General features: G+C 32.7%; 27 protein-coding genes and 5 pseudogenes. 15 read left to right on the top strand and 17 right to left on the bottom strand.

Annotation, left to right across the window (positions count from 1 at the left end):
- The first annotated feature begins 152 nt into the window (after window positions 1-152).
- The gene (locus MKX66_RS14850; protein ID WP_341086526.1) at window positions 153-704 is read left to right on the top strand and encodes a DUF4352 domain-containing protein; all 552 of its coding nucleotides are present in this window, start codon (window positions 153-155) and stop codon (window positions 702-704) included.
- A 98-nt stretch (window positions 705-802) separates the two neighbouring features.
- On the opposite strand, the gene MKX66_RS14855 is transcribed toward MKX66_RS14850, so the two are convergent.
- On the bottom strand, window positions 803-973 hold the full coding sequence (locus tag MKX66_RS14855) for a DAK2 domain-containing protein (protein ID WP_371411555.1): 171 nt from the start codon (window positions 971-973) through the stop codon (window positions 803-805).
- A gap of 191 nt (window positions 974-1164) precedes the next feature.
- The gene (locus tag MKX66_RS14860) at window positions 1165-1671 is read right to left on the bottom strand and encodes an RrF2 family transcriptional regulator (protein WP_016101675.1); all 507 of its coding nucleotides are present in this window, start codon (window positions 1669-1671) and stop codon (window positions 1165-1167) included.
- A gap of 210 nt (window positions 1672-1881) precedes the next feature.
- On the opposite strand from MKX66_RS14860, the gene MKX66_RS14865 reads away from it, so the two are divergent.
- Window positions 1882-2523, top strand: coding sequence for an FMN-dependent NADH-azoreductase (locus MKX66_RS14865; protein WP_341086531.1), 642 nt, complete (start codon window positions 1882-1884; stop codon window positions 2521-2523).
- Window positions 2524-2597: 74 nt separating this feature from the next.
- On the opposite strand, the gene dhaK is transcribed toward MKX66_RS14865, so the two are convergent.
- Complete coding sequence (gene dhaK / locus MKX66_RS14870; protein ID WP_215590838.1) at window positions 2598-4349, bottom strand: dihydroxyacetone kinase subunit DhaK; 1752 nt, start codon at window positions 4347-4349, stop codon at window positions 2598-2600.
- Between the two features lie 326 nt (window positions 4350-4675).
- Between dhaK and dhaS the strand changes: the two genes are divergently transcribed.
- From dhaS to MKX66_RS14885, 3 genes are all read left to right on the top strand, one after another.
- Window positions 4676-5242 carry a dihydroxyacetone kinase transcriptional activator DhaS gene (gene dhaS, locus MKX66_RS14875; RefSeq protein WP_002166228.1) on the top strand — a complete coding sequence of 189 codons (567 nt, stop codon included), beginning with the start codon at window positions 4676-4678 and terminating at the stop codon, window positions 5240-5242.
- A gap of 19 nt (window positions 5243-5261) precedes the next feature.
- Window positions 5262-6260, top strand: coding sequence for a DhaKLM operon coactivator DhaQ (gene dhaQ / locus MKX66_RS14880; RefSeq protein ID WP_215590837.1), 999 nt, complete (start codon window positions 5262-5264; stop codon window positions 6258-6260).
- Window positions 6261-6555: 295 nt separating this feature from the next.
- Complete coding sequence (locus MKX66_RS14885) at window positions 6556-6663, top strand: YjcZ family sporulation protein (protein ID WP_000505673.1); 108 nt, start codon at window positions 6556-6558, stop codon at window positions 6661-6663.
- A gap of 244 nt (window positions 6664-6907) precedes the next feature.
- Here the strand turns inward: MKX66_RS14885 and MKX66_RS14890 are convergent.
- Window positions 6908-7162 (bottom strand): annotated as a pseudogene (locus tag MKX66_RS14890) (hypothetical protein); the annotation flags it as partial.
- Window positions 7163-7203: 41 nt separating this feature from the next.
- Window positions 7204-7830 (bottom strand): VanZ family protein, encoded by a 627-nt coding sequence (locus MKX66_RS14895; protein ID WP_215590836.1) that lies wholly within the window; start codon window positions 7828-7830, stop codon window positions 7204-7206.
- Between the two features lie 244 nt (window positions 7831-8074).
- Between MKX66_RS14895 and MKX66_RS14900 the strand changes: the two are divergent.
- From MKX66_RS14900 to MKX66_RS14910, 3 genes and pseudogenes are all read left to right on the top strand, one after another.
- Window positions 8075-8176 (top strand): annotated as a pseudogene (locus tag MKX66_RS14900) (TetR family transcriptional regulator); the annotation flags it as partial.
- A gap of 175 nt (window positions 8177-8351) precedes the next feature.
- Complete coding sequence (locus MKX66_RS14905) at window positions 8352-8663, top strand: ArsR/SmtB family transcription factor (RefSeq protein ID WP_002087249.1); 312 nt, start codon at window positions 8352-8354, stop codon at window positions 8661-8663.
- A 288-nt stretch (window positions 8664-8951) separates the two neighbouring features.
- Window positions 8952-10127, top strand: coding sequence for an MFS transporter (locus tag MKX66_RS14910; RefSeq protein ID WP_002140622.1), 1176 nt, complete (start codon window positions 8952-8954; stop codon window positions 10125-10127).
- A 616-nt stretch (window positions 10128-10743) separates the two neighbouring features.
- Here the strand turns inward: MKX66_RS14910 and MKX66_RS14915 are convergent.
- The gene (locus MKX66_RS14915; RefSeq protein ID WP_033715111.1) at window positions 10744-11025 is read right to left on the bottom strand and encodes a barstar family protein; all 282 of its coding nucleotides are present in this window, start codon (window positions 11023-11025) and stop codon (window positions 10744-10746) included.
- A 155-nt stretch (window positions 11026-11180) separates the two neighbouring features.
- On the opposite strand from MKX66_RS14915, the gene MKX66_RS14920 reads away from it, so the two are divergent.
- Window positions 11181-11522, top strand: a complete 342-nt coding sequence (locus tag MKX66_RS14920; protein WP_159146308.1) for a YolD-like family protein — start codon at window positions 11181-11183, stop codon at window positions 11520-11522.
- A 294-nt stretch (window positions 11523-11816) separates the two neighbouring features.
- Here MKX66_RS14920 and MKX66_RS14925 read toward each other — a convergent pair.
- Window positions 11817-12061 (bottom strand): annotated as a pseudogene (locus MKX66_RS14925) (N-acetylmuramoyl-L-alanine amidase C-terminal domain-containing protein); the annotation flags it as partial.
- A gap of 98 nt (window positions 12062-12159) precedes the next feature.
- Here MKX66_RS14925 and MKX66_RS14930 point away from each other — a divergent pair.
- Together MKX66_RS14930 and MKX66_RS14935 are read left to right on the top strand one after the other, a co-directional pair.
- Complete coding sequence (locus tag MKX66_RS14930) at window positions 12160-12363, top strand: hypothetical protein (RefSeq protein ID WP_078176431.1); 204 nt, start codon at window positions 12160-12162, stop codon at window positions 12361-12363.
- A gap of 12 nt (window positions 12364-12375) precedes the next feature.
- Window positions 12376-12597: a hypothetical protein gene (locus tag MKX66_RS14935; protein ID WP_002125677.1), complete on the top strand. Its 222-nt coding sequence runs from the start codon at window positions 12376-12378 to the stop codon at window positions 12595-12597.
- Window positions 12598-12658: 61 nt separating this feature from the next.
- On the opposite strand, the gene MKX66_RS14940 is transcribed toward MKX66_RS14935, so the two are convergent.
- The gene (locus MKX66_RS14940) at window positions 12659-12964 is read right to left on the bottom strand and encodes a hypothetical protein (protein ID WP_002140620.1); all 306 of its coding nucleotides are present in this window, start codon (window positions 12962-12964) and stop codon (window positions 12659-12661) included.
- Between the two features lie 999 nt (window positions 12965-13963).
- Here MKX66_RS14940 and MKX66_RS14945 point away from each other — a divergent pair.
- Window positions 13964-14287 carry a hypothetical protein gene (locus MKX66_RS14945; protein ID WP_002110670.1) on the top strand — a complete coding sequence of 108 codons (324 nt, stop codon included), beginning with the start codon at window positions 13964-13966 and terminating at the stop codon, window positions 14285-14287.
- 119 nt (window positions 14288-14406) lie between these two features.
- Here the strand turns inward: MKX66_RS14945 and MKX66_RS14950 are convergent, their stop codons facing one another.
- Complete coding sequence (locus tag MKX66_RS14950; protein WP_002087258.1) at window positions 14407-14865, bottom strand: putative iron-sulfur cluster-binding metallochaperone; 459 nt, start codon at window positions 14863-14865, stop codon at window positions 14407-14409.
- Window positions 14866-15125: 260 nt separating this feature from the next.
- Complete coding sequence (locus MKX66_RS14955; protein ID WP_215590834.1) at window positions 15126-15326, bottom strand: hypothetical protein; 201 nt, start codon at window positions 15324-15326, stop codon at window positions 15126-15128.
- Between the two features lie 172 nt (window positions 15327-15498).
- Here MKX66_RS14955 and MKX66_RS14960 point away from each other — a divergent pair.
- A pseudogene (locus MKX66_RS14960) lies at window positions 15499-16068 on the top strand (IS4 family transposase); the annotation flags it as partial.
- 280 nt (window positions 16069-16348) lie between these two features.
- Here the strand turns inward: MKX66_RS14960 and MKX66_RS14965 are convergent.
- The 5 genes from MKX66_RS14965 to MKX66_RS14985 form a co-directional block, all read right to left on the bottom strand.
- Window positions 16349-17371 carry a sensor histidine kinase gene (locus tag MKX66_RS14965; protein WP_341086536.1) on the bottom strand — a complete coding sequence of 341 codons (1023 nt, stop codon included), beginning with the start codon at window positions 17369-17371 and terminating at the stop codon, window positions 16349-16351.
- Entirely contained in the window at window positions 17368-18039 is a 672-nt protein-coding gene (locus tag MKX66_RS14970; RefSeq protein WP_097810615.1) for a response regulator transcription factor, read from the bottom strand. Before MKX66_RS14970 ends, MKX66_RS14965 begins: the two co-directional genes overlap by 4 nt.
- An 81-nt stretch (window positions 18040-18120) precedes the next feature.
- Window positions 18121-20109 (bottom strand): ABC transporter permease, encoded by a 1989-nt coding sequence (locus MKX66_RS14975; protein WP_341086537.1) that lies wholly within the window; start codon window positions 20107-20109, stop codon window positions 18121-18123.
- On the bottom strand, window positions 20099-20866 hold the full coding sequence (locus MKX66_RS14980) for an ABC transporter ATP-binding protein (protein ID WP_002086075.1): 768 nt from the start codon (window positions 20864-20866) through the stop codon (window positions 20099-20101). The genes MKX66_RS14975 and MKX66_RS14980 overlap by 11 nt, the downstream gene beginning before the upstream one ends.
- A 283-nt stretch (window positions 20867-21149) precedes the next feature.
- A complete protein-coding gene (locus MKX66_RS14985) occupies window positions 21150-21308 on the bottom strand; it encodes a DUF6241 domain-containing protein (protein ID WP_001982172.1) in 159 nt (52 codons plus the stop codon).
- Between MKX66_RS14985 and MKX66_RS14990 the strand changes: the two are divergent.
- Window positions 21306-21563 (top strand): annotated as a pseudogene (locus MKX66_RS14990) (IS4 family transposase); the annotation flags it as partial. The gene MKX66_RS14985 and the pseudogene MKX66_RS14990 overlap by 3 nt on opposite strands.
- Before the next feature lie 344 nt (window positions 21564-21907).
- Window positions 21908-22009 carry a YjcZ family sporulation protein gene (locus tag MKX66_RS14995; RefSeq protein WP_000505688.1) on the top strand — a complete coding sequence of 34 codons (102 nt, stop codon included), beginning with the start codon at window positions 21908-21910 and terminating at the stop codon, window positions 22007-22009.
- 125 nt (window positions 22010-22134) lie between these two features.
- Here the strand turns inward: MKX66_RS14995 and MKX66_RS15000 are convergent, their stop codons facing one another.
- Window positions 22135-22608 carry a hypothetical protein gene (locus MKX66_RS15000; RefSeq protein WP_012260456.1) on the bottom strand — a complete coding sequence of 158 codons (474 nt, stop codon included), beginning with the start codon at window positions 22606-22608 and terminating at the stop codon, window positions 22135-22137.
- 139 nt (window positions 22609-22747) lie between these two features.
- Window positions 22748-23119, bottom strand: a complete 372-nt coding sequence (locus MKX66_RS15005) for an ATP synthase subunit I (RefSeq protein ID WP_341087651.1) — start codon at window positions 23117-23119, stop codon at window positions 22748-22750.
- Window position 23120 lies beyond the last annotated feature (1 nt).

Consider the following 23120-nt stretch of genomic DNA (forward strand, 5'->3'; position numbering starts at 1 on the left):
AATATGGAAGAGAACCAATCGAATGTATATTAAAAGTAAAAAGAATAAGGTGTCTAAAAGACCCCCTATTTCGATCCAATAATGAGACATTATGTTAATCTTATATGTATAGTTGCACAAAATTGAGAAACTTAAGAAGACAGATAAATTTTATGAAGAAATTATTCATATTACTTACTTTAATTCTAGTATTAGCCAGTGTTACGGCTGCTTGCACACAAGATAAAAAAGATAGTGCCGTTGAAAATGGTCCAATAGAAGAACCAACCGCAAAAAATGAAAATGAAGAATTAATAAATTTTGAAGAAAAAGAAGATATGAGCCGCTTGGAACAAGGTATTTTATTAGTTGGTGAGAGTGTTAAGGGAGGCTATTACTTGGCCACCGTTCAAAATGCATATTTAAATGCTAACAACGATTCCGTCGTTGTTAATGTCTCTGTAAAAAATGTACGAGGTCAAATGATTGGACTATCAGAATTAAAATATAACTTAAAAGATGAAAAAGACGGAAAGGCCTATGAAGGCAAGGTGCTTGACCAAAACCCTTCTGATATACAAGTTAAACCAAATGAAACGGTAGAATTAAAAATAGCTTTTGAAGTAACAAGTACCGCAGATGAATATATGTTTTATATTGAAAGCTCTTTAGAATCTCTAGAAGCACACTGGAAAATCGATAAGCTGCAATCACAAAAAAACTAAGTCTCAAATAAGCAAAAAGCAATGAAAAATTTGATATAGATACAAATGAAGAATATATAAAAGTCCCTCCGCCTTAAGGCAGAGGGACTTTCTAATTCCTATTTCAAACTACCCGCAATCTCCGTAAAGATAACCCCAAGCGCATGCGCACCTGCATCAGGATAGCCTAAACTTCTTTCACCAACTGTACCGGCGCGGCCCATGCGAGCTACAATTTCTTTCGTATACTCTGCTCCTTTTTCAAAGGCGATTTTCACTATGTTTAAAATATCTGAAAACATAAATTCATTTACTTTTTACGAAAATAAAATTGTATTTTTTAGAATTTTAATGTTAATCAATTTGAAACTTTATGAGTTAATTAAATGTGATATTTAAAGAAGGAATTTATGATGAAGTACTCACATGATGGAATTAATGTTAAAAAACAAAAAAACTCTAACTAATTCGTCATGGCGATTTAGTTAGAGTTTTTTTGTTTGAAGTATTCACGAGTATCTACCCTTATTTTTTCAGGTAAAACAATGTCAAGTTCTTTATCTAACCATGCAAGAGTCTTTTTACGGAGAAACTCACGCATGTGTTCTTCTGCTTCAAGCATTACTAAGTTAATTGTACAAGAAGAATTGCTAGGTTCACAAGAATTACAAGCCTCGTCTCGATATAGTAGGCCATTCTGCACAATATTTTTACATTGAAAAATAGGTTTTGGACCTTCGACAGCTTCTATTACATCCCAAAAAGAGATATCTTCTGGAGACTTAGCTAACCTATATCCTCCCTTTACACCTGGGACAGAATTCACAATGTCAGCTTTAGATAATTTACCGAAAACTTTTGAAAGAAATGTTTCAGAAAGTCCTTGAAACTCTGCCAAATCTTTTATTCCAACACTTTCCTTGGAAGGAGTATTAATTAAATAAACTAGGCAATGCAAGGCATATTCAACCCCAACACTATATTGCATATACAAATCACCTGCTTTTTATTTTAAGGGTTATCAAATTGTATCTTAGGACCATTTAGAATTTTAGTCAAATAAAAAAAGGCTCTTTTAGAATAGTATGTATTTCATTTGACAAAAATAATTTCAGAGTTTATATTAAAGACCGAACTAATCGACGATTAATTTAGTCGATAATTAAAACGTAAAAACTTTTAAAAAGGGGAAATACAAATGAACAAAACACTTATCATAAACGCAAATCCGAAAGTGGATGATACATCATCAGTCAGCATTAAGGTTCTTAACCACTTTTTAGTATCTTATAAAGAATTAATTCCTAATAATGAAACGATTGAACAGATTAATTTATACGATGATGTAGTACCAATGATAGATAAAACTGTTTTAAGCGCATGGGAAAAGCAAGGAAATGGACAGAAGTTAACTGATGAAGAACAAAAAGTAACAGAGCGTATGTCCGAAATTTTACAACAATTTAAAAGTGCAAATACGTATGTTATCGTATTACCTTTGCACAACTTTAATATTCCATCAAAGTTAAAAGATTACATGGACAATATCATGATTGCACGTGAAACATTTAAATATACTGAAACTGGATCAGTGGGATTACTTAAAGATGGAAGAAGAATGCTTGTTATACAAGCAAGTGGAGGAATCTATACAAATGATGATTGGTATACAGAAGTGGAATACTCTCATAAATATTTAAAAGCAATGTTTAATTTCCTAGGTATTGAAGATTATCAAATCGTTCGTGCACAAGGAACAGCAGTACTAGATCCAAATGAAGTATTACAAAATGCATATAAAGAAGTTGAAGAAGCAGCTTCTAGATTGGCTAACAAATAAATTTTTTCACTGGAAGAATGATGGTTATAATTAAAGATCCCCTCCACCTTAAGGCAGAGGGGATCTTCTAATTTCTATTTCAAACTACCCGCAATCTCCGTGAAGATCACCCCAAGTGCATGCGCACCTGCATCAGGATAGCCTAAACTTCTTTCACCAACTGTACCGGCGCGGCCCATGCGAGCTACGATTTCTTTCGTATACTCTGCTCCTTTAACCGCTGCTTCTGCACCTTTTTCGAAGGCAGTTTTCACGTCTGTGCCGTTTGAAGCACTGTCAATCCAAGAATCTACACATGGAGCAAGTGCATCAACAAGTGTTTTATCACCAACTACCGCTCCTCTACCGAACGATCTTTCACCGATAGATTGTATGCCGTGAAGTGCCGCTTGCAATATTTCAGCGAACTCTTTGGCTGCTAACTCACGTTTTTCGCCTGCTGCTTTACTAGCTGCGCGGAATGCTCCGCCCCAAATTGGACCAGAAGCGCCGCCGCAATGTTCCATAATAATCATTGAACAACCGTCAAGGAATGATCCGATCGTTACATTCTCTTGATCTACAATAGAATGCCACTCACGCTTTAATTGCTTAAATCCTTTTGCAACACTCATTCCGAAGTCTCCGTCACCTGCATGTGTATCTAACTCACAGAACGGTACTTCATTTTTAATAATAATGTCACTCATTTTATCAACGAGATAAATCATGTTATTTAATGTAATGACATTATCTTTAATAACAGCGTGCTCTTCCGCTGTTTCTATTTCGAAGGAAACTTCCTTCTCTTCTACATCTTCAAGCACATTCACGTACTCTACACTTTGAACTGGTCCATCTACTTTAAACGCTGGTGTATTACACTCTTTCGATAACAACGTTTTTAACTCGTCATCTAACTTCATCACTGTTAAAGACATACCAGCCATATCGATACTCGTCATATAATTACCGACGAATACTCTATTAATTTTAATGTTTCTAGCAGCTAATTCTCTCGTAACTGCGTTGTTAAATAAGTATAGTTCTTGCAGTGGTGTGCCGCCAAAACCATTTACAAGAAGCGCAATTTCCTCGCCATCTTTTACTCCTAAATCTTTTATTAAATCATTTGTCATACGGTTAGCTAATTCATCTGCTGACATCGTTTTTTCACGTTTAATACCTGGTTCACCGTGAATACCTACGCCGTATTCCATTTCATCTTCCGCAAGTGTAAAAGTAGGTGATCCGCTCGCTGGAACTGTACAAGAAGTTAATGCTAAACCGATTGTACGCACGTTAGCCGCTGCTTTTTCCGCTACAGCTTTCACCGCTCCTAAATCCATTCCTGCTTCCGCTGCTGCGCCGGCAATTTTATGCACTAAAATAACTCCCGCAACACCGCGGCGTCCTACTGTATACAGACTATCTTCTACCGCAATATCATCGTCCACTTTTACATAGTCAACTTCAATTCCATCTTCCGTCGCTAAATGCGCACCGTTTTTGAAATTCATAATATCGCCGCTATAATTTTTAATAATTAATAACGTACCTTTTTTACTAGCTGTCTCTTTAATTGCTTGGTATACCTGAATTTGTGAAGGCGAAGCAAACACATCTCCGCACACTGCTGCATCTAACATTCCTTTTCCGACTAGACCTGCATGTGCTGGCTCGTGACCACTACCGCCGCCGCTAATTAACGTTACTTTATTTTCATTCATTTCTTTCTTCTTAATGACTTTATATTTTTTCAAAAGCTCCAGCTCTGGATGAGCCATAACCATTCCGTTGCACATTTCCATTACTAATGTTTCTGGTTTGTTTATAATTTTTTTCATTGTGCTTCTCCCTCAATTCCTTTAATATATTGTGATATATTTGAAATCTTCTTCTTACTACTCATGTTAAAATGAAAGCGTTTTATAGTAAACGGACAAAATGGACAATCTGTCTAAAGACACCGCTCTCATTTATCCCGCATTAACGGGCAGTAAGACCCCCACCTCAAAATGCAATGAAAGCAAAGAAGTTAGGTGGGAGATCAACTGCCCGTAAATGCCCGATTGGTTCAACTAATAATCAGTGGGGGATGAACCTCCCCACTGATTAAAGTTTCACTGTATAGATAAGATTTTCATATTACTACATTCTAGGGATGATTCAGATGACCTCTTCTATAATTTCTAAAAAGATAATCGCGAATTCATTGAAGTATTTAATGGAAACAGAGTCGTTTCATAAAATATCAGTGAGCGATATTATGTTACACTGTCAAATGCGCAGGCAAACTTTTTATTATCATTTTAAAGATAAATTCGAACTATTAAGCTGGATTTATAAAGAAGAAACGAAAGAAAATATTATAGACTTTCTTGATTATGAAACATGGGAAAACATTTTCGATTTATTATTTGATTACTTTTACGAAAATCAAAAATTTTACCGAAATGCATTTAAAGTCATTGAGCAAAACTCGTTTAATCACTATTTATTTGAGCATACGAAAAACTTATATATGAAGATTATTGATGAACTATCGATGAGCTGTGGATTCAGCCTTTCTGATGAGACAAAAAATACGATTGCCTCCTTTTATAGTCACGGCTTCGTTGGAACGATAAAAGATTGGATTGAAAGCAAGTGCGAAGTAGATCCTTCCATTATGTCTTCTCTCATGAAAAATATGATAAACAATCAATTACTACTATTACTGGAGCAATCAGCAAAGTAATTAAAGGGTGGCAAAAGCAATGAAAAAGATTATGAATGATGTAGAAAATATTGTTCAAGATATGCTGCATGGCTTTTATTTTGAACATAACGACAAAGTGAATTACGATGAAACAAATAACATCATTTATGTAAAAGATATCGAAAAACTGAAGCAAAACGTTGTCATTATAAGCGGCGGTGGTAGCGGACACGAACCAGCTGATATTGGCTATGTAGGAAACGGAATGCTTACAGCGGCCGTAAACGGCAATATTTTCACTCCGCCTACAGTGGAACAAATTACAATGGCAACTCGCCTCATGCCAAAAGATAAAAGTATTTTATTCATCATCAAAAACTTTAAAGATGACGTTGAAAACTTTTTAGCGGCAGAACAAATCGCAAAAGAAGAAGGAAGACAAATTGACCACATCATCGTAAATGACGACGTTTCAATTGAAGATGATGCTTCGTTTAATAAAAGAAGACGCGGCGTCGCTGGTACTGTTTTCATTCAAAAAATAGTAGGCGCGGCCGCTGAGAGCGGTCATTCTTTAGAAGAACTAACAGCACTTGGCCGTTCTGTCATCAAAAACTTACACACATTAGGAGTCGCCCTTTCACCTGCAAATGATCCAGTACAAGGAAAAGCTTCATTCACATTAAACTATGATGAAGTATTTTATGGAGTCGGTATCCACGGCGAAAAAGGATACCGTAAAGAAGCACTATCCTCTTCTGAAATATTAGCGATTGAACTAATGAACAAATTAAAAAGCATTTATCGCTGGAGAAAAGGCGACAACTTTGCCATCCTCATTAACGGACTAGGTGCGACACCATTAATGGAACAATACATTTTCGCAAACGATATTCGCCGTTTATGTGAGCTGGAAGGCTTACATGTAAAGTTCGTAAAGGTTGGTACCCTTCTCACTTCTTTAGATATGAAAGGTGTTTCGCTGAGTTTACTTAAGGTAGAGGATTTGGATTGGGTGAAGTGGTTGAAGACGGATGTTGGAGCGAGTGGTTGGTAACAATAAACTAAACCTTATGATGATTGAACGTTTAGTAATCAAAAGTACTGACTTATATGGAAGAATGTATAAATCTTAGGTATCTGTAAATAAATCGAAGCATACATACTATTTGCAAGTTATCCACCAGTTTCGAAATGCGGTTATCCAGTCGGAGAAAGGCACCTTAATGTGTCTTTTTTTTATTTTCAAAAGGACCTGCTCAATTATTGCGTAAAAAACATAAAGTAAATTGAATCCGTTAAAATACATGAGTGACCCCTTGTTTTCCCCTCTTATTAAAGGAGGAACTATTATGGGATTTGGTGGTAGTTGTGGCGGCTGTGGATTTTCTGGCGGCTTTGCTTTATTAGTAGTATTGTTTATTTTATTAATCATAGTTGGAGCTTCTTGCTTCTGCTAAACAAACTATCGGAAAAGACACTCTTATATGGGTGTCTTTTCTTTGTAATAAAAAACTCTCCATAAAGGAAAGTTTTTAAGTTTATACATTCAAGTCATCCAAATTAGTTATTTATACAGCACCTTATCACTTTCGGTCTTTAGTGTGACATACAAATAATCCTTCCCCTACACAAAGTTGCTCAACTAACTTTAATTCCTTAGATCCAAAACTTATATAATTAACACACACATCATCATTAAATTCATTTTCTTACATCAATAGTTAGCTCATCTGTAATCTGCTCAAGATGAAAAAATCTTTTTATATAATGGATATGTGACCACTTTTCTTCCCCACCAATAATAAATAATTCTTGCGCATCATACATAAATGAAAAGCTTGGATAGAAACTGTCAGCCTTTAATCCAATCTCACCAGTATTATTGCTGATAATCTTACAGTCCGCTGAATAACTTAATAACGTATAGAGAGAATCTTGTGCTGATTGGAAGAAATACTAGACTCATTTTATAAACGAGATCGTATCTCATTGGAAGCTTACAGGTCTCCAGGATAATAAATTAACATCGCACCTACAAATGAACAAACTAAACAAAAAATAGCTTCGTATTTTATGACTAAAGAAGAGTTCGTATCAAGCTTTTTCCCCTCTCTTTTACATATCATTTTAAACATTTTAAATAAAACTCTATATATTACATACCCAACAATTGCCCCGAGGGTATTCGTAAATAGATCATCAATATCTGTAATTCTATTATTTAGTAATTGATTTAACTCAATTGCCAATGAAAACAAGAATCCCGCACATACGGTGTTTTTCATTTTTCTAAACTGTGGCCAAATAGTCGGTAATAAAAAACCTAACGGCATAAACAGTACAATGTTCAAAAGATACGTAGTACTACCTGCCGTATCAAATAGAGTCAAGTTAATTTGACTGACACGAATCCACGTTTCATATCTACTTATATCCCATACAGTTGCGATCTGCGTCACCCCATACACTAACGAAAGGTAAAATAGAAAAACATATATCCATAGAAAATGCTCAATAGATATATTTCTTTTCGCTTTAAAATAAAATCCAATTTGAAACACAACACAAAAAATAATAGTAAAGAAATAAGTATACAAATAACTCATCAAAACTCCTGTATGCATGTAGAATCCCCTAACTTTACATTTTCATCTATGACTTTATCGTTTTTAATCTCCTTCTTGATGTAACTCATTTATAGGATAGGAAAAACTTTTAAAATAAAAAATGGGGTAAACATAAAATTTTTCTTAAATCTTCAGTTGGGTTTTATTATTACTCTTCTTAGGAATCCGCCATTGATAGCTAGGCAACAACATACTTAAACCTAACAATATTATCATTTTTGCACGTAATCCTCGTAGTACTTTAACCGATGAAGCATATATAAAATCATGTGAATCGTTTGTTCAGTTAAAACATGAAATTAAGAAATATATGACGTACTATAATCACTCTTGCTATCAATAGAATGTAAAGAAGATGACTCCTGTTTGCATACAGAAATCATCTTTTTTAGAATGTCCTTTACAAAAGGTACAGATCAAGAGCACCTCATTCCTATTTAAGGGGCTCACGTATACCTTCTCCCCTTAAAATCACCAAAACCCATTTACAAATCTATAAAAGTAGATATAATATCCTTATGGAACCTTTATTAATTTATAAAGCATTGTCAAATGAAACAAGATGTCAAATTTTATCATGGTTGAAAAATCCAGAAAACCATTTCGATGAAAAACCTTATCTAGAGCAAGGCCTTAGCTTTCAAGTTGGAGTGTGCGTAGGAGATATCCAGCTTAAAACTGGCTTAGCCCAATCGGTTATTTCTAGTTATTTATTAACAATGAAAAAGGCAGGATTACTAGACTCTGACCGAATTGGAAAATGGACATACTATCGCCGAAATGAAAAAACAATACGAGAGTTTTCTGAATACGTTCAAAACGAATTATAAAATGAAAGCTACTAATCAATCTACATATCAATTGATTATTAGCTTTCACACATTCTGCTTTTTTACAGGCATCCAATTATTTTTTTATAAAATTGCACTACCTATAAAAGCAAGAAACATAGAAAGGAGAAAATTTTTTAATATATCATATCTAGTTATTTAGATATCTGTTATTGTATTTAAAATTACATAGTCCAGATAATATTGGCATCCAATCATACTTGTAATAATGCTTCTTTGTTAATGAATTTACTTTCAAAATACTGATACGAATGGAGAGTTTTATAAATGAAAAAAGTAAATCCTTTACTTATTCTGACACTCGCAATAGGTGTGTTCGGAATTATTACTACCGAGATGGGTATTGTCGGCGTATTACCACAAATCACTCAAAAATTTGGAATTTCAACTACACAAGCTGGATTTTTAGTAAGTATTTTTGCACTAGTTGTTGCTATTTCTGGTCCGTTTTTAATTCTGCTCGTCTCTAGTATTAATCGCAAAATAATTTTATTAACAGCAATTTTTGCATTTGTTATTTCAAATATAATCTACGCTTATACAACACAATTTGAAATTATGCTTATTTTTCGTATTTTACCGGCAGCACTTCACCCACTCTTCTTTTCAATTGCTCTTGTAACAGCTGCTAAACTTGTCCCTCCAGAAAAGAGCGGTCAAGCGGTTACAAAAGTTTTCATGGGAATTACTGTTGGCTTTGCTTTAGGTGTACCACTAACCTCTTACCTTGCAGACCAATTTTCACTCGAAATTGCTTTCTTATTCGGAGCGCTTGTTAACACTCTTGCATTCATTGGAATACTAATCCTACTTCCTTCTATGCCTGTTAAAGAAAAAATGTCTTTCGGCAAACAAATTCGTATACTCGGCAAACCAGGATTATGGTTAAATATTTTAACCGTCACATTCCTTTTTGCAGCCATGTTTTCCGTATACAGCTACTTCGCTGAGTACCTTGCCAAAGTAACTTCCATGAATGGATCTCTCATCAGTATCATGCTATTCATATTTGGCATAGTTATGATTTTAGGCAATCATTTATTTGGTAGTCTCCTGCAAAAAAGTATAGTAAATACAGTAATATTATTCCCTATCCTATATTCTATTGTTTACATATTGGTTTATTATTTAGGTTCCTACCTTGTTCCAATGATTTTTATCGTATTCATTTGGGGAATCGTACATGCTGGTGGATTAATTGTTGGTCAAACATGGTTAATAAGCGAAGCAAAAGAAGCGCCTGAATTCGGTAATAGCCTATTCGTTTCATTCTCAAATCTCGGAATTACTTTAGGAACAACTATTGGAGGCTGGTTCATTTCAAACTTAGGTATTCACCAGCTTATTTGGAGCGGATTCATTTTCACACTACTCTCATTTCTGTTAATTATAATAAAACTAAAATTTTTCAATTCTAATAGCCAAGCTTCATTATCAAGCTAGTACATTTTCAGTTTCAAATTTTATAAACTAAAAAGTATAATGATCAAAGCCTTTAGCCATAATTACGACTAAAGGCTTTTTTGTATATAAAGTGAAACTTTACTCAGTGGGGGGGTTGCTCATCCCCCACTGAGTATTAGCCTTCACCAATCGGGCGTTTACGGGCAGCAGGGCTCCCATCTAACGTCTTTGCTCCAGCTGAATTTTGAGGTGGGAGTTTTACTGCCCACAAATAGCGGGATAAAAATAAATCTAAAAGGAGCTAATTTTATGGAACATAATCAAAATGGAGTACTTGCTTTAATTGTTTTGTTTTTAGGATTAGTGTTTTTTGTTAGTGGAATGGTTTATCATTTATGGGGTTCTTATTAATTTCAACTTTTAGAAAGATAAATAATTTAAAAACTAAAACGTGTATTGTAATTATCGATATGGCATATTTCCAAAAACAACTTAACATGGTAAAATAATATTTGGACGGGAGTCCAATATTATTAAAATTAAGATGGTTCAAGTCGGAGAAAGGCACCTTAGGGTGTCTTTTCTTTTTTGTTAATTAATAGCTTGTTCTCTTCTAGGTAACTCTTTAAAAAATAAATTTTAATAAAAAAGACGCTCATGCAGGATCCTTTCTATCCTCTTCATTATAATCAAGAAGGCACTCTTTCATTATTTTCGTATCTCTCGGTAACCTTTTTTCAAACTTTGACCATCCGTCGAAGATCATTTTGTTTGGCAAAGGACACACAAATCCTGTAATACAATCCCAAAAAGCATCCCAGTTTTCCACGTACAAATTAGGAAACTCAAGCTTCTCTTTAAGAAGTAAATGCAATTCTTTTGCATTATAAATGTTGCTTACATCTATGGTAATAATTGATTCATGTGCATTACTCAATTATATATATAAATCATGCTTAGTTAAATTGGGTTGATTTTATAAGGAGTCAAAAACCTCTAAATGTTTATTTTATAATTATATAAATAATCCTAACATCTCCAAAAATTGATATAATGATACAGTTATTAATAGCAATCAGGGAGATATACAGCATGAACTATACACATATGCCAAAAGAAATAGGAATGATTAAGCGGACTCCATTCACTTCAATACCGAAGAAATTCATCGGTATTGGTAAGATTGTTAAAAAACAAACAAAAGTGGAGCGCCCTACATTAACCCAAGACGAACAAGAAATTATTGAAAACAAGTTACTATGTTCATTTCTTTCTGAAGAGAAGGTATTGATTACTTATTATAGAGATGGTCATTTACTTACTAGATATGTGACTGTAACTGACATAAATCCGATAAAGAATTTAATAACTTGCACTGATGCATCTTATAACAGAGTTTTCCTTAAATTTATAGATGTAATTGATTTGAGATAAAAAACATACAGTTTTTCAAATATATCCAGGAATAAAAATGAAAGAATCTTGTATTCTAGGTTAAATACAGATAGAGAAAAAGTGTAAGTTCTTGTGAGAATTAGCAAGATAAAGGCTGTTTGTTTAGGTTTTGGACTGTCTGTTATCGTTATCAAATTTACAAATACAAAAGAGGAACAGAACACAATAGAGAAAACTAAAGAAGCATTTAGATAATAGTTGAAAACGCCCGATTAAGGACGGCTTCAACTATTATCTAACTTTGATATATTCATACCACCATTTACCACCTGATCAAGTATCCACCCACCAAGTAATCTTATCTAACTCTGTATTAGGTAGGACATCGGTTTGGATATAACACAGTGCAGAAAGTGAATCAACATTAACGCTACCTTTTATTCCTCGTTCTGCCATAGCTTGAATAGCTTCATCTAAGGAGTTAGTATCGAATCCACCTGACTTAACATATTGATATCCACATTAGAACCGCCGTTTCCTTCACAATTCCCAACAGTTTGTCCCGTTAGAGCGTATAGTCATCCCCCCCTCCTTATGGTAATTCCTTTTGTAAATCTTTTTATTTAAATGTATAATTGTATGAAAAGTTCTAAAACTTTGGATCGAGGTGAAAAGCATGAGAAGTTTTGGCTCATTAATGATCTCTACTATCTGCTCAATAATCCTTATAATTTGGAATGCCTATTCCTTCTATGATGGATTCACGATGGGACATACGTATTACTGGGTTAATGGCATCGCAGCTGTTATCTTCTTTCTATTCTTTATCGTAAACATGCGAGAGATCTGCAAGAAAAACTATAGAACCTCAGAACAATAGGAGTTGATACATATGTGGAAAAAAATTAAGAATTATAGATTGAGCTTAAAAGATTTAAAGTTCATGTTATGGCTGTTCGGTATTACATGCTTTATATACAGCTACAATTTCATTGTAGGACTTGCTTTTGTCCACAAATTCCAAGTTTATGATTTAGGTGGTGCTATAGCGACATTCGCCGCATTTATGGATACTAGAAATAGGATTAAAAATAAAAATTATAAAGCAGCTTAATATAAAAAGGATCCTTTGCGGTTTCCTTTTTTCTATGTAAAATAAAAAAGCAGCGAATTCGCTACTTTAATTGTTTGTTGTTTGCTTCTATTTCTTCTTCATTAAATGATTTTTGTACATTTCTTTTTAAATCCAATCCTTTATAAACAAGTTCCTTGAACTCTTTCATAGATAATGGATCATTCAATACTTCCCATAATCCTATCAATTCTGTATATTTAGGTGTCTCCGTAACATACTCGTGTGATTTAACTGTTTCGAAGTGTCTATGGAATTCCCAATGACATTCTTCGCATGCATAGTAGAACCCGGAACACCTGTCATTTACACTCAAACTATTTTCTGTTCTATGGTTTCCTAGCCCCATTGTTATTCCTCGCTTTCTACTTGTAAATTTCTATTTCAATTGAATATGCAATATTTCATATTTAATTATTGTAATATTTCTTTATTAACTACCATTTTCTAGTTCATCATTAATATCCATTGATAAATCAACGTTTGTAATTTAATTACTTATATTAAACCCCGACAAGATACTTTTAAACACTTTATTCAAATAATTATATTGGAATTTCTTGTTCTACACATCTATACGTGTTTTGTGTATTATATAGCAGAAGAGTAAGGTAAGAGTTACTCTTTGCCATTTTAGAAAAGGTTCTGTTGGAGACAACAGGACCTTTTTTGTTCGAATTTCAATAAAACAATTCTTAAATTCCATCTCATTGGAAATAACTATATAATGAAACTGATTAAATATTAGGAGTGCTATTAATGTCTGATATAATCCGTCTCTTAATTATCATGATGATTGCAACCTTTTTATTTTCTTCCATAATAATGGAGTTTAAAAAACCTCAAAAAAGCATGTTTTGGTTCTCAATTGAAGTCTTGTCTCTCCTCGGAGTTTTACTGCTAATAAAGGGATTTTTTATCAATCATATAACATAGTCCCCTGAATAAAATTCAATATTCCGTCAATACTGTAGACAACCGATTAAGTTACTTTCTCCTTGTTCCCCCTTGGAGAACCGAGCAGTTAGCTTTTGCTGACTGTTCTTTTGTTTGAAATTAAAATAGCGTTTTTGTTCCAAATAATGCCCTCATTAATTCGGACACATTTACCATTATTTTTACCAAAAAATTCATGATATCGTTAATTAGTCGAGTACGTCATTACTTGACGATTAACCTTAGGAGCCCCGCAGACAATCGGGATTTCTTTTATTTAAAGCCATTTTCTCTTTTAGGGTGATATAGTCCTTAAGATCTTGTTAAACCAGTGTAATTACGGTTGGAACTTCATTCTGTTTGACACATATCCCCAGGCTATCTGGACATGATAAAAGATGAGGTGACTGACATGAAGGATAAAATATTAGAATTAGTACCAGGATCGGTAAAAAAATTACTACAGAAAAAAGTTAAAGATGGAAACCGATGCATCATTGATTTGGTTGTGGATGATGCAACTGCTTATGGATTTGAACCGGAGCAAGTAATCCCCTGTATCATGGCGGGTTATTATGTTTATGAATCTACCACCTATCCCAGTGAAATGGAGGAAGAATGGAAGCTGAACTTGGTTTTTCATGCGGCCAATCGCTCGGCAATGAAGCTTCTGTCTTATGGGAAGTATAAAGCGAAACAATCTGAAAGTGGATGGATGAGATATACAAATCCATAAGGTTTACTTAACATACCCTAACTAGCTTGGTGAGCATGAGGCAACGTCACATGCCCATCGACTTGAGATTTTGAAATACCCCAAAGTATTTTGGTGAAAAAAAGCAACATTTAAGTTCCTTATGACATTTTTCTAATATAAGTTGTAACATTACCTAAACAACAACTACCTTGTGGATTGTTTACTTCACAACCACATCGATTTTCTCTTATGTTTTCGCGAATATGCTCTACTGGATTAGGAGTAAGTCCATTTTTCACATATTGTTTGATTTTTTCTTTTGTCCAATCAAAACAATAACAAATTGGTGTAGTTGCTGAGTCATCTTTTTGATTTACAGCTACCTTTATGTCAGATACAAAGTATTTTTTATTATTCGTATCAAAATAGACTACATCACAATCTTCGTTTGAACAAAAATAGTGATTTTCTTTAGCATTTAATGTTTCTAATGCCGATGGTTTAAGCAATGATTTTAGTGTAATCAACTTTACATTCTTAGCTTTATTTTTACATGATGGACAATGACCATTATTTTTAATTTTTATTCCTTTAAGGTTACTACAACAATCTTCCATTATTCTCCCACCTTTACAATTTATTATTTTTATAAATGTTCTTCTACTTTTTTTTCTGAATCTATTAAAGTTCCGATAATAAGATATTGCATCTGTCTCACCTCATATAAAGTATAAACCCTGTGCCATAGTACAGGGTCAAGGAAAGTATTATTTACTATATTATCGATTTACTTTCTTAAAATAAATTGTCATTATTCAATAAGCCTTTTTCAACAATATACTCCGATTGCGAAATTCTAAAACTACATTTAGGGCGATTAACCTTTATCACCTCGTAACTCTTTACTACAACGTTTTACAAAAAATGCTGTTATTAAAATAATAATTCCTATACTCAAAACAAGTAATTGATCGAGTGCAATCACATCACGAAAAATCCAACGAGAAAAAAAACCGAAGCTAGACATGCACACACATATAAAACCAAAATAATTTAACCATCTATGTACATTTTTCATTCATCCCCCTCTTTAAACTACATTTTATCATTCCCTCCTGTTTTTAGGTGTGAGTGCTGGCTAGTCGTGTGGTGATACCCCATCGCTATCAAAATAATAAAAAGAAATGCCCCCTAGAATGAAAAAATACGCTATTCTTTCTGTAGAATCATAGGAAAGGATGGCGTTTTTCATGTCTGTTTCTGTGTATGACGAATTACAACTATTTGCTCAAGAGATTCAAAGTTTCTTATCTCCAAATACCTTACGGGATCTTGCTAGAAATGTTGGCTTTGTACAACGAACCAGTAAGTACCAAGCAAAAGATTTAGTAGCTTTATGTGTATGGTTGAGCCAAAATGTAGCTATGACTTCTTTAACTCAGTTATCTAGCTGTTTAGAAGCATCAACAGAAGTACTCATCAGTCCTGAGGGACTGAATCAACGGTTTAATAAGGCGGCCGTCCAACTTTTACAACACCTACTAGCCGAACTACTAAGCAAAAAATTGGCCGCATCTATGCCGATTTCTTCTCCATACACTTCTGTTTTCAAGCGTATTCGTATTTTAGATTCAACTGCATTTCAACTCCCGGATGTATTTTCATCGGTTTATCCAGGTGCAGGAGGATGCAGCCATACAGCTGGGATAAAAATTCAACTTGAGTATGATTTGTTAAGTGGACAGTTCCTACATATTCATACTGGTCCAGGTAAACAACATGATCGCACTTACGGCTCTCTGTGTGCCCCAACTATTAGCTTGATGGCGATGGGATCCCGCCAACAAAACGCGAATTTTGTACGCTAAGGATTTTCTAAGTTGAAAAACTTGGGTTTATTGTACGTTAAGTATTAGTGGACATCAAAAATAGTAATGACTAATCCAGATTAACATCCATCCGATTCACAATTAAATATACCAATATGTTAAATGGCTAAATAATACAAACGGTATGAAGAGAATTTCTACTCTTTTCATACCGTTTTAAATTTGTTTATAAGTTTCATACGAAATTCGTGGAAAGGTGGCAGCATCTCTTTTATAAACAAGGCTCAAAAGTTACCATACCTGATAAAGGAAATATTAATGTAACTCTAGTTCCTTTATTCACTTCAGATTCAATGCCAATTTTCATTCCTAATTTGGAGCACAGTTTTTCGCATAGATACAAACCCATTCCTGTACTTTTGCTAAATCTCCTTCCATTCTCTCCAGTAAATCCTTTTTCAAAAACTCTATTTATATCTTTAGTTATTATCCCTACTCCATTATCCTCTATAGTTAGTATTACTGAGTTAGCTTTCTTAATTGAGTATATACGTATCATTTGTTCTTTGTTATTTGAGTACTTTATAGAATTTCCTATTATTTGATTAATAATAAATTCAACCCATTTTCCATCACTATATACGATTTCATCAATATCCTGTATGTCTAATTTTATTCTCTTATGAATAAAATCCCTATAGTTTCTTTTAATTACATTCCTTACTACATTATCAAGGTTGATTGGCTTTATAATATAGTCTTTATTAACGTTATTGCTTCGAGAATAATACAGAACCTGTTCTACAAATCCCTCGATTCGATCCATTTGAGAGTCAATTTTATTAGTTACTTCATTTTGATTATTTTCAATTATTAGCTTTGTAGAAGCTATCGGTGTCTTAATTTCATGCACCCATGTCTCTATATATTCTCTGTAATTTATTTGCATATCTCTATAATATTTTACATTTTCATGCATATCTCTACTTATTTCTTTCAGTATAGCGTTAAGCTTTTCCCCATGTATAAAGTTTGCTTCCTTTACTACCTCTGGAAGTAGGTATTTTTTCTCCAAGTTTTCTAATATACCATTAATCTCATTATAATAATTTTTACATTTTATAAATTCTATAGCCATATATGAAATCAATGGAAAAAACCAAATACAAAAGACAAAGAATATTATAATGAACTGAACATTCGCAGTCAGCAATATACCTGCTAGTATAATAAATAACAGTACATTAGATAGTATTACTACCATTTTATCTTTAAAAAATTCACCTATATTCATGGCATTATATACCCTAACCTTCTTCTTGTTGCAATTGGATTTTCTATACCTATCTCTTCAAGCTTTTTTCTTAATCTATTTATATTAACAGTTAAAGTGCTATCATCCACAAAATAATCAGATTTCCATAAGGTTTCCATGAGTGAATCTCTTTTTACAATATTACCGCGATTATTTATTAAGCATGAGAGTATCTTAACTTCATTTTTAGTTAACTCTACAGACTTGTCTTGATAAGTAACTGTTGCATTTGAAAGATTTAAATTAAAATCTCTATAAATTAAGATATTATTCGTCTTTAAATCTCCAGATGTTCTTCTTAAAATATTTGTTACTCTTGCTAATAGTATTTCTGTATTATAAGGCTTTGTTATAAAATCATCTGCTCCTAAATTCATACTTATTAGTTCATCTACATCACTATCTCTGCTTGTAACCATAATGATTGGAACATCTGAAGTTTTACGTATTTCTCTGCATATATAATAGCCATCGAACACAGGAAGATTTATGTCTAGTAATATAAGGTCTGCATTCTCACTTTCTATATATTCGATAATATGATTAAAATCTGTGGGAGCCTTTACTTCATATCCATACTTTATAAAAAAATTTTGTAATTCTTCTCTGATGATTTCATCATCTTCAATAAGAATGATTTTTTTCATGACTTTTCCCTCCCTATACAGAATATAAGGCTATTACATCTTGAGAAACAAGGTGTAATAGCCCTAATAAGCATTATAAAATCAAGTATTACTTTTTACAATATTTTTATACCCGATATATGTCGTGTAGAAATATACTACATAAACTACAAGAAATACTAAGCCAGTCATCAATGCTGGTAAAGTAATATCTATTTCTTGAAACGCGTTAATAAAATCATTGACTACATAAATTCCAACTACAGAATGAATTAGGGCAAGAATAACTGGAAGACTAAAGTATACGAAAGTTTGAATAAAAATTGTTTTGTCGATCATTGTTCCGTTTGAACCAATTCTCTTCAAAGATTTATATCGATCTATGCTATCACTGGCTTCCGATAATTGTTGAAGAGCTAATACAGCCATACTCGTTATTAAAAATACAATACCTATATATATCCCAATAAACAGTATGATAGTTTTCAATCCCTTACTTTCTGCACAAACTTCATCCTTTGATTTGCCTGCTATACGATTAATATTTAATTTCGGTCCATTTTCGTCATAAAAGCCCCGTGCAACGTTATCATATTTTTTATTATATTCTTCTCTATTTCCACCTAAATAATTCACATTAAGTACGGATGCAATAATTTTGTAGTCTGATAAAAACTCATCATTTATAACGATTGTGAAGAAATCAAATTGTTCATCAGAAGTGTAAAGATTCTCTTGCATAATTTTAGCGTTTTTCACCAGATATTCTTTTTCTTTAATATTCACCTTATTGCTATTTTTTAATCTTTCATTTATCGAATTAAACAACCGCTTATTATTTGATAAAAGTAAAACTTCATTGTTATTTAAAGTGATTACCTTTTCACCTTTAAGATTTAAAATTTTATTATAATCAGATACTTTAATGAAATTCATACCGCTTTTCTTATAATCTTTACGTACTTCTGGTACTAAGTCCCCCACAGACATCTCTGTTGGATATACATTATAAGATACATATTTTTCGTTTTTACTTATTTTAAAATTAACTTTATTTAATACGTCTTCTATAGTGTAACTTTCATCCTTATTCTCCAATTTAATACTGGCATCAAATGGTGTTGTTTCTTTCATTCTTGCGTCCATAATTCTGTTAAAGCTTATTCCTGTAGATAAAGCCACCATTGTAAGGCATAACATTAAACAGATTAAAGACATGGATATAAAATTTGTATTAACCTTACTATTTATTTGTTTGATGATAAATATATTTAACCCTTTAAAATAAACTTTTTTATTCTTCTTTACAACATATAATATAAATCCAGATAAACTAAAGAAAAACAGAAATGTACCTAATGTGCCAAGAATGATTGATACCATAAGCATAGGATTTTTAAAATTCAATCCGATTTTTAGTACAGTCACATATGCATATCCAAGTGACGCTACACACATAATAAATGTGATTACATAAATAAGAGGATTTCTAAATTTTACATCTTCATTTTTTCTACCTGCTGTTAACATATCAATTATTTTGTATTTAGAAACAACATATACATTAAATAACATAACAAGCAAAAACATGATTCCAAAGTATAATACGCTTTTACCTATAGCACCTGTTGAAATTGTAAATTTATATTTATTGATGGGCAATTCAAATAACTTTAATGCAAATGTAGATAATCCCTGTGATACTCCAATACCTATTATAAGCCCACTCACTAAAGATATAACACCAACTAGAAATGTCTCTGTTACTAATACTCTGGATATGTTTCTTCTTCCCATACCTAAAGTCATGTATATTCCTAATTCTTTTTTACGTTTTTTGATTAAGAAATTATTTGCATACAATATTAAACCACCTAATATTACGGATACAAATACTGACACATTTGAGATAACGTTCATTATTGTAGGCACATACTTTCTATCTGAAGCGTTAATTTCCATAAGTGCCTTTTGTGATTCTATTGAGTTAAAGCTATAAAATATACAAACAGCCAGTGTTAGTGTTAAGAAATATATTGCATAATCTTTAAGACTTTTCTTTACATTCCCAATAGCAATCTTAGAATACACTATTATCGTCACCTCCAAGAAGGGTTATAACTTCGATAATTTTAATAAAGAATTCTTTTCTGGAATCATTCCCTCTTACCAACTCAATAAATATTTTTCCATCTTTAATAAAAAGAATTCTACGAGCATAGCTTGCTGTAAATGCATCATGAGTAACCATAAGTATTGTAGCTTTTAAATCCTTATTTAGACTTTCAAATCTTTCGAGTAATAATCTAGCTGATTTAGAATCTAACGATCCTGTTGGTTCATCTGCAAGTACTAAAGATGGATCTGTTACGATAGCTCTTGCCGAAGCAACCCTTTGTTTTTGTCCGCCTGACATTTGATAAGGGTATTTGCTTAATACTTGTTCAATGTCTAAATATTTTGCAACTGCTTGTATTTTTCCATCAATTTTTGAACTTTTCTCACCTTTTATTGTTAACGCTAGGGCAATATTTTCATAAGCAGTAAGGGTATCTAATAAATTAAAGTCCTGAAATATAAACCCTAATTCATTTTGTCTAAACTTATCTAATGACTTTGATTTTAACCGAGTAATGTCACTATTATTTATTATTATTTTTCCCGTAGTAACATTATCAATAGTTGATATACAGTTAAGTAATGTAGTTTTGCCACTTCCTGAAGGCCCCATTATCCCAACAAATTCTCCCTCATCTACCTTAAAACTAATATTATCTATAGCCTTTGTTACATTATCTTTATTACCATAATATTTTTCGATTTTTTCTACACTTAATATATTTCGCATTAATACTTCTCCTTTTTCATTATAAAAATTCTTTAACTCCCATTCATTTATGTAATTCATTTTATATAATTTCATTTATAGTATCGATGGAATTACATTTCATTAACATTACATTTTTGTTATATTGAGTGATGCCTCTACATGTAAGTTATCAGAAATCGCGACAGAAACAGACATAAAAAAACGCCATCCTTTCCTATGATTCTACAGAAAGAATAGCGTATTTTTTCATTTTAGGGGGCATTTCTTTTTATTAGTTTGATACCGAGGTGACGATACCCCTTTATTGTTTTTCAGACTTCGCTTGTTCTAAAATGTATGCTTCTTCTTGTTCCGGTGTCGCTAATTCGTATGCTTTACCAGTGCTGTTATTGTCCCATTCCCATAATAAATTATGCTCCTCAACCGATTGAGAGAAATCGCCTTCATACCAACGAACCAAAATCTTGAGTTACTCTTAGATAAGAAAAAGAAAGAGCTTAGTGAATACAAGTCCATCTATATGATAAAGAATTATTATCTATTGTTTTATGAAGGTTTACAGAAGGGCATCCATGAATTATTAAAAGTTTTACTGCGTTTGTTTTATCTTTTAGAGAAAAACGGGAGAAAATCTCACCGGTACAAGAAGAAAACAGTCTTTGATATCTTAGGCATCGTATACGACTTTACTATGTATCACAATCATGTAGCATAATCTAAAAAATTGAAACCCGTTAGGGTTTATTTCGTATGCAAATCTTTCAATCACCTAAACTTGCCCTTTTGAAAAAGAAACAATCTCGCCTAAAATTGACTTTGCATAAGCTTAGCTTGATAGCGATGTGGTGATACCCCTATATAGGGCTTTTTCTTTTTTCTCAATGACCAATATTATTAAAATTAAGATGGTTCAAGTCGGAGAAAGGCACCTTAGGGTGTCTTTTCTTTATTTTCAAAAGGACCTGCTCAATTATTGCGTAAAAAACATAAAGTAAATTGAATCCGTTAAAATACATGAGTGACCCCTTGTTTTCCCCTCTTATTAAAGGAGGAACTATTATGGGATTTGGTGGTAGTTGTAGTAGTTGTGGCGGCGGCTTTGCTTTACTAGTTGTATTGTTTATTTTATTGATCATTGTTGGAGCTTCTTGCTTCTGCTAAAAAACTATCGGAAAAGACACTCTTATATGGGTGTCTTTTCTTTGTAATAAAAAGCTCTTCATAAAGGAAAGTTTTTAGGTTTATACATTCAAGTCATCCAAATTAGTTATTTACGCAACACTTCATCACTTTCGGTCTTTAGTGTGAAATACAAATAAGCCTTCCGCTACACAAAGTTGCTCAACTAACTTTAATTCCTTAGATTCAAAACTTATATAATTAAAACACCCATCACCAATTAATACACCTATTCTTAAATCAGAAAATATTAATATAAGTTTATCAACTTCTCTACTTGGTAAAAACTTTAACACATCATCATTAAATTCAATTATGTTTTTGGTGTACTTGCTATATGTTAAAGATTCTACATCATCTAAAACATATATATTCTCATCATATAAATATAACTTGCTTAAAGCTAACACACTTTTGTTCAAAATATTATATTTATTGGGTATCAATACATTATCTTCGAAATCAAAATACTTCTCACTCTTTACTACCGCTGGAAAAGTATCAACGACATAAAAATCGCCTTCTTCTTTAAAATAATACTCGTCAAGCATCTTTTGAAACAATCCCTTAATTTCACTCATTATTTTCTAATACCCTTTCCTTCTCATTATTTTCAGCAGGTGATACATCCGGCAAATCTTCTTTAAACAGATTAGTATCATTCCATAGGTAACCATATTTTTAAAAGGCCGATTAGTGTGTGTTGATTAAAGTTTCACTTTATTTCTTCGCATCTCTCATGCTGTAATATCCTAAATTGATAATAATCAAGAAATACCCACCCATAATTCCAGCAGCAAATGTCCACATGAAATCATGGTGTTCAATTTCATACATAATAATCGCACCTAGTATCGCGGCTGCAAATCGATTCATCATTCCAAGCATCGGTGCTTTTTCTTTTTTTACAATGCTATCTCCGAACTTTTCAATACGCCTTCCTAAAATCCAAGTACAGTACATGCTCACCAAAAGGCCAATGCTTATCCCTACAAAATGGGTTGAGCAAGGTGTTATATACCATCCCAATAACATCACACCTAGTAAACAATACATTTGTATGTTAAATGATCTTAGTGCCATACGAATCATG

Origin of the sequence: Bacillus sp. FSL R9-9530 (genome assembly GCF_038008145.1) — a bacterium.
Lineage (GTDB): Bacteria > Bacillota > Bacilli > Bacillales > Bacillaceae_G > Bacillus_A > Bacillus_A mycoides.

Bases quoted from the DNA above. Each gene is read 5' to 3' on its own strand.
- MKX66_RS14860 (WP_016101675.1), bottom strand. From the start codon at position 1,671: ATGCAATATAGTGTTGGGGTTGAATATGCCTTGCATTGCCTAGTTTAT.
- dhaQ (WP_215590837.1), top strand. From the start codon at position 5,262: ATGAAAAAGATTATGAATGATGTAGAAAATATTGTTCAAGATATGCTG.
- MKX66_RS14955 (WP_215590834.1), bottom strand. From the start codon at position 15,326: ATGAAAAATGTACATAGATGGTTAAATTATTTTGGTTTTATATGTGTG.
- MKX66_RS14940 (WP_002140620.1), bottom strand. From the start codon at position 12,964: ATGGGGCTAGGAAACCATAGAACAGAAAATAGTTTGAGTGTAAATGAC.
- MKX66_RS14950 (WP_002087258.1), bottom strand. From the start codon at position 14,865: ATGGAAGATTGTTGTAGTAACCTTAAAGGAATAAAAATTAAAAATAAT.
- MKX66_RS14965 (WP_341086536.1), bottom strand. From the start codon at position 17,371: ATGAATATAGGTGAATTTTTTAAAGATAAAATGGTAGTAATACTATCT.
- dhaK (WP_215590838.1), bottom strand. From the start codon at position 4,349: ATGAAAAAAATTATAAACAAACCAGAAACATTAGTAATGGAAATGTGC.
- MKX66_RS14905 (WP_002087249.1), top strand. From the start codon at position 8,352: ATGGAACCTTTATTAATTTATAAAGCATTGTCAAATGAAACAAGATGT.
- MKX66_RS14970 (WP_097810615.1), bottom strand. From the start codon at position 18,039: ATGAAAAAAATCATTCTTATTGAAGATGATGAAATCATCAGAGAAGAA.
- MKX66_RS14895 (WP_215590836.1), bottom strand. From the start codon at position 7,830: ATGCATACAGGAGTTTTGATGAGTTATTTGTATACTTATTTCTTTACT.
- MKX66_RS14850 (WP_341086526.1), top strand. From the start codon at position 153: ATGAAGAAATTATTCATATTACTTACTTTAATTCTAGTATTAGCCAGT.
- MKX66_RS14980 (WP_002086075.1), bottom strand. From the start codon at position 20,866: ATGCGAAATATATTAAGTGTAGAAAAAATCGAAAAATATTATGGTAAT.
- MKX66_RS14995 (WP_000505688.1), top strand. From the start codon at position 21,908: ATGGGATTTGGTGGTAGTTGTAGTAGTTGTGGCGGCGGCTTTGCTTTA.
- MKX66_RS15005 (WP_341087651.1), bottom strand. From the start codon at position 23,119: ATGATTCGTATGGCACTAAGATCATTTAACATACAAATGTATTGTTTA.
- MKX66_RS14945 (WP_002110670.1), top strand. From the start codon at position 13,964: ATGAAGGATAAAATATTAGAATTAGTACCAGGATCGGTAAAAAAATTA.
- MKX66_RS14885 (WP_000505673.1), top strand. From the start codon at position 6,556: ATGGGATTTGGTGGTAGTTGTGGCGGCTGTGGATTTTCTGGCGGCTTT.
- MKX66_RS14920 (WP_159146308.1), top strand. From the start codon at position 11,181: ATGAACTATACACATATGCCAAAAGAAATAGGAATGATTAAGCGGACT.
- MKX66_RS15000 (WP_012260456.1), bottom strand. From the start codon at position 22,608: ATGAGTGAAATTAAGGGATTGTTTCAAAAGATGCTTGACGAGTATTAT.
- MKX66_RS14865 (WP_341086531.1), top strand. From the start codon at position 1,882: ATGAACAAAACACTTATCATAAACGCAAATCCGAAAGTGGATGATACA.
- MKX66_RS14930 (WP_078176431.1), top strand. From the start codon at position 12,160: ATGAGAAGTTTTGGCTCATTAATGATCTCTACTATCTGCTCAATAATC.
- MKX66_RS14935 (WP_002125677.1), top strand. From the start codon at position 12,376: ATGTGGAAAAAAATTAAGAATTATAGATTGAGCTTAAAAGATTTAAAG.
- dhaS (WP_002166228.1), top strand. From the start codon at position 4,676: ATGACCTCTTCTATAATTTCTAAAAAGATAATCGCGAATTCATTGAAG.
- MKX66_RS14910 (WP_002140622.1), top strand. From the start codon at position 8,952: ATGAAAAAAGTAAATCCTTTACTTATTCTGACACTCGCAATAGGTGTG.